The following is a 13,205-nucleotide window of genomic DNA, read 5'->3' as shown; positions in this document are numbered from 1 at the left end:
AACGTGCTAGAGTGTCGATACCGGGCACTTGAAGAGGTAAGCAGCGCGAGCTGTTTATGAAAAAAGGTGGTAACACGAGCGTAGCCCTCGTCCTTTTACGGGACGGGGGTTTCTTTTGCACGTAAGCAATGAGCCGTGCATTCCGGGCTACAGGTACATTTTTCATGCTTGCATGGGAAATGTGGATGGAGACTCGAACATAGGGCGAAGCCCGTGAACCCTGGCTTTGAAAAAAAGCCAGGGTTGCACAGCAGAGTAAATTTCTAATCAGGAGGAAGAGAACAATGGCAGAAAACATTTATGACGTACTCATGGAGCGTGGCTTCATCGAGCAGTGTACCCATCCGGAGGAGGTAAGAGAGCTCCTCGGAAAAGAGAAAGTAACCTTTTACATCGGTTTTGACGCCACCGCAGACAGTCTGACCGCAGGACATTTCCTGACCATCATGGCAATGATGCACATGCAGCGGGCAGGACATCGCCCCATCGCCCTTCTGGGCGGCGGAACTACCATGGTAGGAGACCCCTCCGGTAAGTCCGATATGCGTAAGATTATGACCAAAGAGACCATCCAGCACAACGCAGAGTGCTTCAAGAACCAGCTGTCCCGCTTCATTGACTTCGACAATGACAACGCGATTCTGGCCAACAACGCTGACTGGCTGCTGGATCTGAACTATGTGGATTTCCTGCGCGAGGTAGGAGCTCATTTCTCCGTAAACCGGATGCTGACCGCAGAGTGCTACAAGCAGAGAATGGAGAAGGGACTGACCTTCTTCGAGTTCAACTACATGATCATGCAGTCCTATGACTTCCTGAAGCTGAACCAGATGTACGGTTGCCAGATGGAGCTGGGCGGCAATGACCAGTGGTCCAACATCATTGGCGGCGTGGAGCTGATCCGCAGAAAAGAGAACAAACCGGCTTACGGCCTGACCTTCAAGCTTCTGACTACCAGCGAGGGCATTAAGATGGGCAAGACTATGAAGGGCGCTGTATGGCTTGACCCGGAGAAGACCTCTCCCTACGAGTTCTACCAGTACTGGAGAAACATCGAGGACGTGAAGGTAGAGGAGTGTCTGGGACTTCTGACCTTCCTGCCCATGGACGAGGTTCGTCGCCTGGGAGCTCTGGAGGGCGCGGAAATCAATCACGCGAAAGAGGTTCTGGCATACGAGATCACCAAGATTGTACACGGTGAGGAAGAAGCTAAGAAAGCGCAGGAGGCTGCAAGAGCCCTGTTCGCCAACGGCGGCAAGACCGACGATATGCCGACTACCACTTACGCAAAGGCTGACCTGGATGAGGGCAAGGATATCCTGACTCTTCTGGTGGAGACAAAGCTGGCTCCCACCCGTTCCGAGGCAAGACGTCTGGTACAGCAGGGCGGCGTCACCGTCAACGACGTGAAGGTAACCGACGTGTATCAGAAGTTCACTACAAGCGATATGGACGCCGACGGAGCGCTGGTGCTTCGCAAAGGCAAGAAGGCATACCATAAGGTAAAGGCTGATTAATATGGAAGAAAGACAGTATCTTTCCCGCGTCCGTGCCTTTCTGGAGGAAAAGGGCTGGGAATATGAATACACGGAGGAGGACGGGCTTGGCAGCATTGACTTCTCCTACCGCGGCGTCCCCTATCACATCTGGGAGTTTGAGGAAAATGGTGAGCGCGGCGCAGAGACCAATCTCTACCACGGCGGCCGTCAGCAGGAGGTCCTGGGCGACTACGAGGAAGAGTTGATCCGGGAAATGAAGCGCTGGTAATTGACAAACCCTATTCCAGAATTTATAATAAAAAAGATTATGGAATAGAGAGAGCCTGTGTAACGAGATATGGGCTTAGGAGGGAACAAATGAAACAGTATGGCGTAAATGAACTTCGAAGAATGTTCTTGGAATTTTTTGAGAGCAAGGGACATCTGGCAATGAAGAGCTTTTCTCTTGTACCTCATAATGACAACAGTCTTCTGCTGATTAACTCTGGTATGGCTCCGCTGAAGCCGTATTTCACCGGCGCGGAGATTCCGCCCCGCCGCAGAGTGACCACCTGTCAGAAATGTATCCGTACAGGCGATATTGAAAATGTGGGAAAGACCGCCCGTCACGGCACCTTCTTTGAGATGCTGGGTAACTTCTCCTTCGGCGATTACTTCAAGGACGAGGCCATTCACTGGACCTGGGAGTTCCTGACCGAGGTGGTGGGACTGGACAAGGAGCGTCTGTATCCGTCCGTATACCTTGAGGATGACGAGGCATTTAATATCTGGAATAAAGAGATCGGCATCCCGGCAGACCGTATTTTCCGTTTTGGAAAAGAGGACAACTTCTGGGAGCATGGCGCAGGCCCCTGCGGCCCCTGCTCCGAGGTCTATTATGACAGAGGCGAGAAGTATGGCTGCGGCAAGCCGGGCTGTACCGTAGGCTGCGACTGCGACCGTTACATGGAGATCTGGAACAACGTATTTACCCAGTTTGATAACGACGGCCATAACAACTATACCGAGCTGAAGCAGAAGAATATTGATACCGGTATGGGTCTGGAGCGTCTGGCAAGCGTGGTGCAGGACGTGGATTCCATCTTTGACGTGGACACCGTAAGAGCGCTCCGGGATAAGGTCTGCGAGCTGGCTCACACCGAATACAAGAAGGACGAACAGAAGGATGTATCCATCCGTCTGATCACCGACCATATCCGTTCCGCTACCTTCATGATTTCCGACGGTATCATGCCCACCAATGAGGGCCGGGGCTATGTACTGCGCCGTCTGATCCGCCGGGCAGCCCGCCATGGACGTCTTCTGGGTATCGAGGGCAAGTTCCTGGCGCACTTAAGCGAGACCGTTATCGAGGGATCCAAGGACGGATATCCGGAGCTGGACGAGAAGAGAGAGTTTATCTTCAAGGTTCTGGACCAGGAGGAAGAGAAATTCAACAAGACCATTGACCAGGGCTTAAGCATCCTGGCAGACATGGAAGCAGAGATGGAAGCAAAGGGCGAGAAGGTGCTTTCCGGTGAGAATACTTTCAAACTTTACGATACCTACGGATTCCCGGTAGACCTGACCAAGGAAATCCTGGAGGAGAAGGGCCTGTCCGTAGACGAGGACGGCTTCAAGGCAGCCATGGAGGAGCAGCGTGTCAAGGCAAGAGAGGCCCGCGCAGTGACCAACTACATGGGTGCGGACGCCACCGTATATGACCAGATCGACCCGAAGGTAACCTCCACATTCGTGGGATATGACAGCCTGACCGCAGAGTCTGAGATTACAGTCCTGACCACAGAGAGCGAACTGACCGAAGCTCTGACAGACGGCCAGAGCGGCACCATTTTTGTAAAAGAGACCCCGTTCTACGCTACCATGGGCGGCCAGGAGGGTGACACAGGCGTCATCCGTTCTGAGAACGGCGAGTTTGAAGTACAGGATACCATCAAGCTCCGCGGCGGCAAGATCGGCCATGTGGGACGCGTAACCAAGGGCATGTTCAAGGTATCCGATCAGGTAACCCTGGAAGTAGCAGCCAAGAAGCATGCAGACACCTGCAAGAACCACAGCGCTACCCATCTGCTTCAGAAAGCACTGAAGACGGTACTGGGCAGCCATGTGGAGCAGAAGGGCTCTCTGGTTACACCGGATCGTCTCCGCTTCGACTTCTCCCATTTCGAGGCTATGACGCCGGAGGAGATCGCGAAAGTAGAAGCTCTGGTAAATCAGGAAATCCAGGCGGCACTTCCGGTTGTGACGGACGTTATGGATATCGAGGAAGCGAAGAAGACCGGAGCGATGGCTCTGTTCGGCGAGAAGTACGAAGAGAAGGTACGTGTGGTAACCATGGGCGATTTTTCCAAGGAGCTCTGCGGTGGTACCCATGTAGCCAATACCTCCCAGATCATGGTCTTCAAGATCGTATCCGAGGCAGGCATCGCGGCAGGTGTGCGCCGTATCGAGGCACTGACCGGCGATGGTGTATTTGCTTATTATAAGAACGTAGAGGCACAGCTTCAGGAGGCAGCCAAGACCGCCAAGACCACCCCGGCAGGCCTGAACGAGAAGATCGAGCACCTGCTGGCCGAGATCAAAGAGCTGCACAGTGAAAACGAAGCCCTGAAGAGCAAGGCGGCCAAAGACGCCCTGGGCGACGTCATGGACCAGGTAAAAGAGATTAACGGAGTCAAAGTTCTGGCAGCCAAGCTGGAAGGCGTAGACATGAACGGCCTCCGCGACCTGGGCGACCAGCTCAAGGAAAAGCTGGGCGAAGGCGTAGTTGTCCTGGCCAGCGCCATCGATGGCAAAGTAAGCCTCATGGCAACAGCCACCGAAGGAGCCCAGAAAAAGGGCGCACACGCAGGCAACCTGATCAAAGCCATCGCAGGCCTCGTAGGAGGAGGCGGCGGCGGACGTCCCGGCATGGCCCAGGCCGGCGGCAAAAATGCCGATGGCATCGACGCAGCCATCACCAAAGTAGCCGAAGTGGCAGCCGAGCAAATGAAATAAAACAGACACATTAGGATACAAAAAAGCGGCAGGAGCGTAAGCGACCTGCCGCTTCTTTGCTCTATAGGAAATACCGTGTTGCAGGATTCTATTTTTACGGACAGTCTCAGTAGTTTTGGTATTTTTCGTCCGTTTTCATCTGTCAAAGTTCTTTCACACTACACCTCCACATATACTGTCCCAAGAGGTGAAACCATGAAACCAAAATCCCCCCAACAGCTATCCAACATCTTTCCCACCCGTCTGCGGTCCGCTCTGTCCCCCATCCTGGCCGACAGCCCCCGCCTGCAGGAGATCCGTCTCCGATCCGGAAAGCCACTGATTCTTAACTACCGGAACAGGGAAACCTTCCTGACCGAATCAGGTGCCTGTACCACAGAGCAGGCAAAGGGCCTGACAGTCACCGAACAGGAAGTACAGCAGACACTGGAGCTGGCTGGAACCTATTCCCTTTACGCTTATGAGGACGAGCTACGCCAGGGCTATCTGACCCTGCCCGGCGGCCACCGCCTGGGCGTGGCCGGAAAAGTCATCACGGAAGGGGAGAGCGTCCGGAACATCCGTCACCTGTCCAGCCTGAACCTGCGGATATCCCACCAGGTAAAAGGCTGTGCTGACGGAGTACTGCCCTGGCTGTATGGCCCGGAGGGCCCCTTCCATACACTGATTATCTCGCCGCCCCGCTGTGGCAAGACCACCTTGCTGCGCGATCTGATCCGCCAGATCTCCGACGGCTGCCTGGGCCTGCGGGGCTGCACCGTGGGCGTCGTGGACGAGCGGTCGGAGATCGGCGGCAGCTATCAGGGAATCCCCCAAAACGATCTGGGTATCCGGACGGACATCCTGGACGCCTGTCCCAAAGCGGAGGGAATGATGATGCTGGTCCGTTCCATGGCGCCGGAGGTGCTGGCGGTAGATGAACTGGGGCGGCCCGAGGACGTGAAAGCCATGGAGACAGCCCTTTACTGCGGCTGCCGGATCCTGGCCACCGTCCACGGAAGCAGTCGGGAAGATCTGCTGGCCAAGCCACTGTTCCGGTCCATGATGGAGGACAGGGTCTTTGAGCGGCTGGTGATTCTGAAAGCGGGCGGCCCACCCGGAGTGGTGGAGCGGATTCTGGACGGAAAGGGGAGAGTGCTGTGCTGAAAACGGCGGGAGCATTTCTTATTCTTCTGGCCTCCACGGGAATCGGCGTGAGCTTCAGCATGGATCTGAAAAAGAGATGCGAGGAACTGCGGATCCTGAAGCGGCTGGCGGCCATGCTGCGGGGCGAGATCCGCTACGCGAAGACGCCCCTTCCGGAGGCCTTTGTCCGCATTGCCCAGCGGCTTTCGGAGCCTTTTCAGGGGTTTCTGGAGGAAGTGGCCGGGGAACTGGAACAGGCGGACGGAACGGGGCTTGGCGAAATCTGGAACCGGAAGATCTGCCAGTGCCTGGGACAGACCCGGCTTACCGGGGCGGATCGGGAACGATTAAAGACTCTGGGCGAGGTACTGGGATATCTGGATAGGGAGATGCAGCTGGCGGCCATCGACCTTTATCTGGAGCAGCTGGATTGCGGAATCGCCGAGGCTCTGGAGGACAGAGGAAGCAAGGAACGGCTGTACCGGAGCCTGGGAGTGGCCGGAGGCATCTTCCTGGTGATATTACTGATATAAAGACAGAAACTTTCGGGAAAACAGCCCGGAGAGACAGGGAGGGAATATGAGCGTCAATCTCATATTTAAAATCGCGGCGGTGGGAATCCTGGTATCCGTGATTAGCCAGGTGCTGAAGCACAGCGGCCGGGAGGAACAGGCATTTCTCACCAGTCTGGCAGGTCTGGTACTGGTGCTGTTCTGGATCCTGCCCTATATTTTTGAACTGTTTGATACCATGAAGCAGCTATTTGCGCTCTGAAAAGGAGGGAGGACCATGCTGCAGGCGGCGATAATTGGGATCACAGGCGTTTTTCTGGCCATGGAGCTGAAAGAGACCAAACCGGAATACGCGGCGGTCCTAAGCGTGGCCACAGGTGTCCTGCTTCTGATGCTGGCCCAGGAGAAGCTGGAAGCAGTGGTGGAAAGTATCCGGCTCATCCAGAATTCCATTTCCATCCAGGCTTCCTATATCCGGGTGCTGCTAAAAATCATCGGAATCACCTGCATCTCAGAATTCGCCGGGGATATCTGCCGGGACGCGGGCTATTCGGCGGTGGCAGGGCAGATTGGGATCTTTGCCAGACTTTCCATTCTGGCGGTGAGCATGCCTATCGTGACCGCCCTGCTGGATACGGTGCAGGGCTTTCTGGGAGGGTAGCCATGGATACATTTGTATGGGAACAGCTGGATTTTCAGGAAGTACAAAGGGCTGTGGACGACATCTTAAACGGCAGCTTTCAGTTCCGGGATACGGTGCTGGAGCTGATTTCCGGGGAACGGCCCTTTACCCTGGACGGTTTCTTGCGGGCGGTGCTCCAACAGGCCGGGACAGACTGGAGAACGGAAAAATATATCCTGGTGTCCATTCTGGTACTGGGCATCGCGGCGGCCCTGCTCACGGGCTTTACGGATATCTTCCAGAACCGGCAGGCGGGCGAAACCGGCTTTGAAATCACCTATCTGTTATTATTTCTGACCCTGATGCAGGTATTTTCCGGGGCCACGGAGCTGACAGAGCAGGTGCTCACAGGGATTCTGGAATTCATGAAAGCCCTGCTTCCGGCCTGGTGTCTGGCGGTAACGCTGGCCGCCGGAAGTACCACGGCCCTAGTCTTTTATCAGTTCCTACTGGGACTCATTTATCTGCTGGAATGGCTGATCCGGGAATGGCTTCTGACTCTGATCCAGGTTTATCTGATACTGGTATTTGTCAATCACATGACAAAGGAAGAATATCTGTCCCAGATGACGGAGATGACCGGAAAAGCCGTGGGCTGGATCCTGAAGTCCCTGCTGGCGGTGGTGGTGGGTTTTCATACCATTCAGGGCCTCATTAGCCCGGCAGTGGACGCAGTGCGGCAGACAGCTTTCAGCCAGGTATTCAAAAGCCTGCCGGGTATCGGAAACGCGGCGGGATCTGTGACCGAATTGCTGCTGGGATCCGCGGTGCTCATCAAAAACGGCATCGGAGCTGCGGCCCTGGTGGTCCTGGTCCTGCTGTGCCTGACGCCCCTGGTGAAGCTTGGTGTCCTGATGTTGATCCTGAAAGGTGCGGCAGCCCTGGTTCAGCCGGTCTCTGATAAACGGATCGTGGGCTGCGTGGCGGGAGCCGGAGAAGGAATCTGCCTGCTTTTGCAGCTGGTGTTTACAGTGCTGGTGCTCTTTGTGATCGCCATTGTGGTGGTAACCGTGTCCGTGCGGGGCGGACTGTGAAAAACTCCGGGAAGGAGGCGGGCAGATGAAAGAGTTTTTGTATGGCTGGATCCGGGATGTGGCTTTTTATACCCTTCTAATGAATGTGGTACTCCATGTATTACCGGAGGAGAGCCAGCGGAAATATCTGCGCTTTTTTATGGGAATCGTATTGATGATCGTGGTGCTGTCTCCGGTTCTTTCTGCGATGGGACTGAACCGGGTATTGGATGATACTTATGTGGAGATGACCAGCGATCAGGAGCTCCGGGATTTTAAGAGGCGGCAGGAGGAAGCCGAAAAGGCCCTGGAACAGAAAATGGAGGAACTGGAGACGGAATCTGAATCAGAGTCGGAGTCAGAGATAGAAATGGAGGAGGAAGAAGAGCTTGGAATCCCGGAAATCAAAGTGGAAATGGGAGAACCTGAAGAAGCTGAAAAAGCCGAATAAGGAACAACTGGCGGTGATTCTGCTCTGCGGGGTCCTGCTGGCGGTCATTGCCATTCCGGTGTCCCCTGAAAATCCTTCCCAGGGGGAGGACGGGCAGCAGGAGACGAATACAGCGGAAACAGAAGGAAGTACCCGGGAAAGCCTGTCTTACGAGGAACAGCTGGAACAGCGGCTTTCCGAGGCCCTGAGTCAGGTTTCCGGTGTGGGCCGGACCCGGGTGCTGATTACTCTGGAGACCACCGGAGAACAGGTGGTGGAAAAGGATGAGCCGGGCAGCAGCCAGACTGTACAGGAGGAGGACGCCTCGGGCGGAAGCCGGGAGACCACGGAAAGGAGCTGGTCGGAGTCCACCGTTTACCGGGAAGAGAGCGATGGCAGTAAAGTGCCCTATGTGGTAAAGGAGCTGGAGCCGCAGATACAGGGTGTGCTGGTTATTGCCGAGGGCGGCGGGAATCCGGTAATTCGTCAGGAGATTCTGGAAGCCGTGGAGGCATTATTCCCCATAGAGGCACATAAAATTAAAATAATGAAGATGGAGGGTGCGAAGTGAAAAACATATTCAAAAAAAATCAGATGATTATTACAGCTCTCGCAATCATGATTGCCGTGGCAGGCTATCTGAATTATTCAGGAACCAGACTGGACTCGGTGAAAAAAGCAGCCGGGACGGATACGGCGGAGAGCGGGACAGACGCGGAGGCGGCTGCGGATCTCTCAGCGGAGGATCTCTACGCCCAGTCTGGTCTGGAGGAGCTGCAGTTCGAGGATGGGGATATTGCCAGTCTGGACGGGGACGGAACGGAAGGAGAAACTGCGGAGGTGGAGGAAAATGAGGAACCGGGAGAAGCGGTCATGGCCAGCACCTCCCCGGGCACAGGCTTTGCTGCAGAGGCAAAGCTCAGCCGGGAGCAGCTGCGCTCCAGAAACAAAGAGACTCTTCTGGATATCATTAACAATGCCAATATCTCGGACGCCCAGAAGCAGAGCGCCATCGACAGTATGGTGGAGCTGACGGATCTGGCGGAAAAGGAAGCGGCTGCGGAGCTGCTTCTGGAGGCCAAGGGTTTCGAGGACGTGGTGGTGAGCCTCACTGACGGCAAGGCCGATGTGGTGGTCAATATGGCCGATGTGGACGACGCGGGCCGGGCCCAGATCGAGGATATTGTAAAACGAAAAACCGGCGTGACAGCGGAAAATATCGTGATCACACCGGCCGCGGAAGCGGAGTGATGAAAATCAGAAAGAAAATCAGAAAGAAATGGCCCGATCTGGAGAGAATCCATTGCAGAAAACACAAAAATATAATATACTTTTTACAATTCAAGCGTACCGGCAGCCCGGGAACCGGGCTGTCAGTGCCAAAAAAACGGAGGTATATTATGAAGTGTCCTTATTGCAGCCAGGAAAATACCCGGGTCATTGACTCCAGACCGGCCGACGACAACAGTTCTATCCGCCGCCGTCGTCTCTGCGATGCCTGCGGCAAACGTTTTACCACCTATGAAAAGATTGAAACCATTCCTGTGATTGTAATAAAAAAGGATAACAACCGGGAGCCCTACGATCGGAGCAAGATCGAGGATGGTGTGCTCAGAGCCTGCCATAAGCGGCCGGTTCCCCTGAAGAATATCAATGCCATGATCGACACGATTGAGAGCGATATCTTCAGCAGGGAGGAGCGGGAGATCCCAAGCTCCGCCATCGGAGAGATGGTCATGGACCGGCTGAAGGATCTGGATTCCGTGGCCTACGTGCGCTTTGCCTCCGTGTACCGGGAGTTTAAGGATGTGAATACTTTCCTAAGCGAACTGAAGAAGATGTTAGATAAATAACAGGAGGAGAAATACGTGCTGTTACAGGCATTTTACCCGAAAGAATATGAGGATTCCACTTATGGAATCGATTTTGAAGAGCTGTATCGCAGGGGCTATCGCGGCATCCTGTTTGATGTGGACAATACACTGGTTCCCCATGGAGCTCCCGCTACCGAACAGAGCGTGGAGCTCTTTCGGCGGCTTCATGGACTGGGCTTTGCTACCTGTCTGATTTCCAATAATAAAGAGCCCCGGGTGCGGCCCTTTGCGGATGCCATGGAGACTCCCTTTGTATACAAGGCGGACAAGCCATCCCGGAAGGGCTATCTGGAGGGAATGGAAAAAATGGGAACCCGTCTGGAAAATACCCTGTTTATCGGGGATCAGCTGTTCACAGACGTGTGGGGGGCGAACCGGGCCGGGATGTACTCGATCCTGGTGAAGCCCATGGATCCCCATGAGGAGATCCAGATCGTGCTGAAACGGTATCTGGAGAAAATTGTGTTGTTCTTTTATCGGAGAAAGCAGCAATAAGGGGATGGAAAGAAGGGAAGCATAAGAAATGACGCAGGAAGAAGTAAGGAGTTTTCTGAAGAAACAGAAGGTAGACGGAGTGTTGGCGGCATCTCCGGCAAATATCCGCTATCTCAGCGGCTTTACCGGGACGGACAGCTATCTGTATCTGTCAGCGGAGCGCAGCCTGATCCTTACGGACAGCCGGTACACCCTGCTGGCGGAGGAAGAGGCCGGGGAGGGCTATGGAGTCCGCACCATAAGCGCCGGGTACGGCTACGGGGATCTACTGAAGGAGCTGATGCAAGAGGACGGAGTCGGGCGTTTGGGCTTTGAAGAAGGCGCCATGCTCTACGGAACGGTAATGAGCCTGATGAAGAAAAGCGGACTCCCGGCAGAACAGTGGAAGTCTCTGGGAATGGAACTCTCGAAGCTCCGGGCCGTGAAGACGGAGGAGGAGATTCGGCTTCTGGCAGAGGCGGAACACATCGGTGATCTGGCCTTTTCCCATATCCTGGATTTCCTGCGGCCGGGAGTCACCGAGCTTCAGGTGGCTGCGGAGCTGGAGTATTTTATGAAAAATCACGGGGCGGAGGGAACCAGCTTCGATACCATCGTGGCATCGGGGTATCATTCGGCCATTCCCCATGCGGTTCCCACGGAGAAAAAGCTGGAACCGGGTGATTTCGTGACCATGGATTTCGGCTGCCGGTATCGGGGCTACTGTTCAGACATGACCCGTACTGTGATCGTCGGAAAGGCGAGTCCGCGGCAGAAAGAGCTTTACGAACTGGTGCTCCGGGCCCAGCAGACAGCCCTTGCGGGATTGAAGCCCGGCATGACCGGGATCGAGGGAGATCGACTGGCCCGGGATGTGATCGCGGAGGCCGGATACGGCGCCTGCTTCGGACATGCACTGGGACATTCCGTAGGACTGGAAATCCATGAGCGGCCTACCCTGTCTGTGAGAGATACCACCGTGCTTCTTCCGGGCATGATTGAGACTGTGGAGCCGGGAGTTTACGTGCCCGGTTTCGGCGGCGTCCGCATCGAGGATATGGTAGTGTTCACGGAGACCGGCGTCCGGAATCTCACTTCTTCACCAAAGGAGCTTATCGAGATAGGATAGAGCTCCCATGGGAATCTTATGGAAAGCAGATGGGGATTTCATAGAAATTTTACAGAAGTGCGGACAGACGCAGAAAAAAGCTTGAAAAAGCAGAAGTTTTATTATAGAATATAATGCAGGTGATTGTGTCAGGCAGTTACAACTTATAACTATATGCGCAGAAACCATGCGTTTAAAACATCAGGAGGAAATTTAAGAATGATTTCAGCAGGAGATTTTAGAAACGGTGTAACACTTGAGATCGAGGGAAATGTATATCAGATCATGGAGTTCCAGCATGTAAAGCCGGGTAAGGGCGCGGCTTTCGTAAGAACCAAGCTTAAGAATATCATCAATGGCGGCGTGGTAGAGAAGACCTTCCGTCCTACCGAGAAGTTCCCGGCAGCAAGAATCGATCGTGTGGAGATGCAGTATCTGTACAGCGACGGAGATCTGTATAACTTCATGAACACAGAGAATTACGATCAGATCGCTCTGAACAAGGACGATATCGGAGATTCCCTGAAGTTTGTAAAAGAGAATGAAATGGTTAAGGTATGTTCCTACAATGGTAACGTATTTGCAGTAGAGCCGCCTCTCTTCGTAGAGCTGGAGATCACGGATACCGAGCCGGGCTTCAAGGGTGATACTGCCACAGGCGCAACCAAGCCGGCTACCGTAGAGACCGGAGCAGTTGTATATGTTCCGCTGTTCGTGGAGCAGGGCGACAAGATCAAGATCGATACACGTACAGGCGAGTATCTGTCCAGAGTCTAAGCCATTATCTTAAGAAATTATGAAGACGGATTTTTAAGGGATCCGGCATGAATTTAAGAACCTCCATATCTAGTGTTTGCAGAATATGTAAATACTAGATATGGAGGTTCTTATTTTTGTGCAAAGTTCACAGAAAAAGGGCTTGATTTTTAATAAAAATTAAGATATGATGATACCACAAGTGGTGAATAGTGGTGAAAGGTGGAGCTGATGTGCAGGAAAGTGGTGACAGAGGCACAGAGCTCGACGAAAGTGGGGTGACGCTATGTTCCGAGGCGAATATAACCATACGGTAGACACCAAGGGCAGGCTGATCATTCCCTCCAGATTCCGGGAGAAACTCGGCGATGAATGTATCGTGACGAGGGGATTGGATGGCTGCCTCTTTGTATTTCCCATGAAAGAATGGGAAAACTATGAGGAAAAGCTGAAAAAGCTGCCCATGACCAATAAAAACGCCCGTTCTTTCGTCCGTTTTCTGACCGCAGGCGCCACTTCCTGTGAGTTTGATAAGCAGGGAAGAGTACTGATTCCGGCGACCCTTCGGAAGTTTGCCGGTATCGAGAAGGACGTTGTACTGGCCGGACTCCTGAATCGTATCGAGATCTGGAGCGAGGAGAAGTGGAACGAGAATAACAATTACGAAGAGATCGATATGGACGAGATCGCCGGTCAGCTGACGGAGCTGGGCCTGGATATCTAGGTCCTGTCGAG

Annotated in this window: 16 protein-coding genes; all 16 read left to right on the top strand. The window is 53.9% G+C overall.

What is annotated here, in order from left to right; all coding sequences use genetic code 11:
* Positions 1-284: 284 nt before the first annotated feature.
* Complete coding sequence (gene tyrS / locus H8S44_RS14480) at positions 285-1,517, top strand: tyrosine--tRNA ligase (RefSeq protein WP_186873905.1); 1,233 nt, start codon at positions 285-287, stop codon at positions 1,515-1,517.
* Position 1,518: 1 nt separating this feature from the next.
* Positions 1,519-1,767 carry a thioredoxin domain-containing protein gene (locus H8S44_RS14475; RefSeq protein WP_186873904.1) on the top strand — a complete coding sequence of 83 codons (249 nt, stop codon included), beginning with the start codon at positions 1,519-1,521 and terminating at the stop codon, positions 1,765-1,767.
* 89 nt (positions 1,768-1,856) lie between these two features.
* Positions 1,857-4,496: an alanine--tRNA ligase gene (gene alaS / locus H8S44_RS14470; RefSeq protein WP_186873903.1), complete on the top strand. Its 2,640-nt coding sequence runs from the start codon at positions 1,857-1,859 to the stop codon at positions 4,494-4,496.
* 195 nt (positions 4,497-4,691) lie between these two features.
* A complete protein-coding gene (gene spoIIIAA, locus H8S44_RS14465) occupies positions 4,692-5,642 on the top strand; it encodes a stage III sporulation protein AA (protein ID WP_186873902.1) in 951 nt (316 codons plus the stop codon).
* The gene (locus H8S44_RS14460) at positions 5,636-6,154 is read left to right on the top strand and encodes a stage III sporulation protein AB (RefSeq protein ID WP_186873901.1); all 519 of its coding nucleotides are present in this window, start codon (positions 5,636-5,638) and stop codon (positions 6,152-6,154) included. The genes spoIIIAA and H8S44_RS14460 overlap by 7 nt, the downstream gene beginning before the upstream one ends.
* A gap of 46 nt (positions 6,155-6,200) precedes the next feature.
* The gene (gene spoIIIAC, locus H8S44_RS14455; protein WP_186873900.1) at positions 6,201-6,395 is read left to right on the top strand and encodes a stage III sporulation protein AC; all 195 of its coding nucleotides are present in this window, start codon (positions 6,201-6,203) and stop codon (positions 6,393-6,395) included.
* Between the two features lie 15 nt (positions 6,396-6,410).
* Positions 6,411-6,794, top strand: coding sequence for a SpoIIIAC/SpoIIIAD family protein (locus tag H8S44_RS14450; protein ID WP_186873899.1), 384 nt, complete (start codon positions 6,411-6,413; stop codon positions 6,792-6,794).
* 2 nt (positions 6,795-6,796) lie between these two features.
* Positions 6,797-7,849 carry a stage III sporulation protein AE gene (locus H8S44_RS14445; RefSeq protein ID WP_186873898.1) on the top strand — a complete coding sequence of 351 codons (1,053 nt, stop codon included), beginning with the start codon at positions 6,797-6,799 and terminating at the stop codon, positions 7,847-7,849.
* A 25-nt stretch (positions 7,850-7,874) separates the two neighbouring features.
* Positions 7,875-8,279, top strand: coding sequence for a stage III sporulation protein AF (locus H8S44_RS14440; protein WP_186873897.1), 405 nt, complete (start codon positions 7,875-7,877; stop codon positions 8,277-8,279).
* Complete coding sequence (locus tag H8S44_RS14435; protein WP_186873896.1) at positions 8,218-8,829, top strand: stage III sporulation protein AG; 612 nt, start codon at positions 8,218-8,220, stop codon at positions 8,827-8,829. The genes H8S44_RS14440 and H8S44_RS14435 overlap by 62 nt, the downstream gene beginning before the upstream one ends.
* Complete coding sequence (locus H8S44_RS14430; RefSeq protein WP_186873895.1) at positions 8,826-9,509, top strand: SpoIIIAH-like family protein; 684 nt, start codon at positions 8,826-8,828, stop codon at positions 9,507-9,509. Before H8S44_RS14435 ends, H8S44_RS14430 begins: the two co-directional genes overlap by 4 nt.
* A gap of 149 nt (positions 9,510-9,658) precedes the next feature.
* On the top strand, positions 9,659-10,111 hold the full coding sequence (nrdR, locus tag H8S44_RS14425) for a transcriptional regulator NrdR (RefSeq protein ID WP_186873894.1): 453 nt from the start codon (positions 9,659-9,661) through the stop codon (positions 10,109-10,111).
* Positions 10,112-10,129: 18 nt separating this feature from the next.
* On the top strand, positions 10,130-10,627 hold the full coding sequence (locus H8S44_RS14420) for a YqeG family HAD IIIA-type phosphatase (protein ID WP_186873956.1): 498 nt from the start codon (positions 10,130-10,132) through the stop codon (positions 10,625-10,627).
* A 28-nt stretch (positions 10,628-10,655) separates the two neighbouring features.
* On the top strand, positions 10,656-11,735 hold the full coding sequence (locus H8S44_RS14415) for a M24 family metallopeptidase (protein WP_186873893.1): 1,080 nt from the start codon (positions 10,656-10,658) through the stop codon (positions 11,733-11,735).
* Positions 11,736-11,933: 198 nt separating this feature from the next.
* Complete coding sequence (efp, locus tag H8S44_RS14410; protein ID WP_186873892.1) at positions 11,934-12,491, top strand: elongation factor P; 558 nt, start codon at positions 11,934-11,936, stop codon at positions 12,489-12,491.
* A gap of 265 nt (positions 12,492-12,756) precedes the next feature.
* Complete coding sequence (mraZ, locus tag H8S44_RS14405) at positions 12,757-13,194, top strand: division/cell wall cluster transcriptional repressor MraZ (RefSeq protein ID WP_186873891.1); 438 nt, start codon at positions 12,757-12,759, stop codon at positions 13,192-13,194.
* Positions 13,195-13,205 lie beyond the last annotated feature (11 nt).

Source organism: Anaerosacchariphilus hominis (genome assembly GCF_014290175.1).
GTDB classification, from domain to species: Bacteria; Bacillota; Clostridia; order Lachnospirales; family Lachnospiraceae; genus Laedolimicola; species Laedolimicola hominis.
The sequence above is the reverse complement of the archived record's forward strand: the minus strand, read 5'-3'. Positions and strand labels throughout refer to the sequence as shown.

Bases quoted from the DNA above. Each gene is read 5' to 3' on its own strand.
- tyrS (WP_186873905.1), top strand. From the start codon at position 285: ATGGCAGAAAACATTTATGACGTACTCATGGAGCGTGGCTTCATCGAG.
- H8S44_RS14475 (WP_186873904.1), top strand. From the start codon at position 1,519: ATGGAAGAAAGACAGTATCTTTCCCGCGTCCGTGCCTTTCTGGAGGAA.
- efp (WP_186873892.1), top strand. From the start codon at position 11,934: ATGATTTCAGCAGGAGATTTTAGAAACGGTGTAACACTTGAGATCGAG.
- spoIIIAA (WP_186873902.1), top strand. From the start codon at position 4,692: ATGAAACCAAAATCCCCCCAACAGCTATCCAACATCTTTCCCACCCGT.
- nrdR (WP_186873894.1), top strand. From the start codon at position 9,659: ATGAAGTGTCCTTATTGCAGCCAGGAAAATACCCGGGTCATTGACTCC.
- spoIIIAC (WP_186873900.1), top strand. From the start codon at position 6,201: ATGAGCGTCAATCTCATATTTAAAATCGCGGCGGTGGGAATCCTGGTA.
- H8S44_RS14450 (WP_186873899.1), top strand. From the start codon at position 6,411: ATGCTGCAGGCGGCGATAATTGGGATCACAGGCGTTTTTCTGGCCATG.
- H8S44_RS14445 (WP_186873898.1), top strand. From the start codon at position 6,797: ATGGATACATTTGTATGGGAACAGCTGGATTTTCAGGAAGTACAAAGG.
- H8S44_RS14415 (WP_186873893.1), top strand. From the start codon at position 10,656: ATGACGCAGGAAGAAGTAAGGAGTTTTCTGAAGAAACAGAAGGTAGAC.
- alaS (WP_186873903.1), top strand. From the start codon at position 1,857: ATGAAACAGTATGGCGTAAATGAACTTCGAAGAATGTTCTTGGAATTT.
- H8S44_RS14440 (WP_186873897.1), top strand. From the start codon at position 7,875: ATGAAAGAGTTTTTGTATGGCTGGATCCGGGATGTGGCTTTTTATACC.
- mraZ (WP_186873891.1), top strand. From the start codon at position 12,757: ATGTTCCGAGGCGAATATAACCATACGGTAGACACCAAGGGCAGGCTG.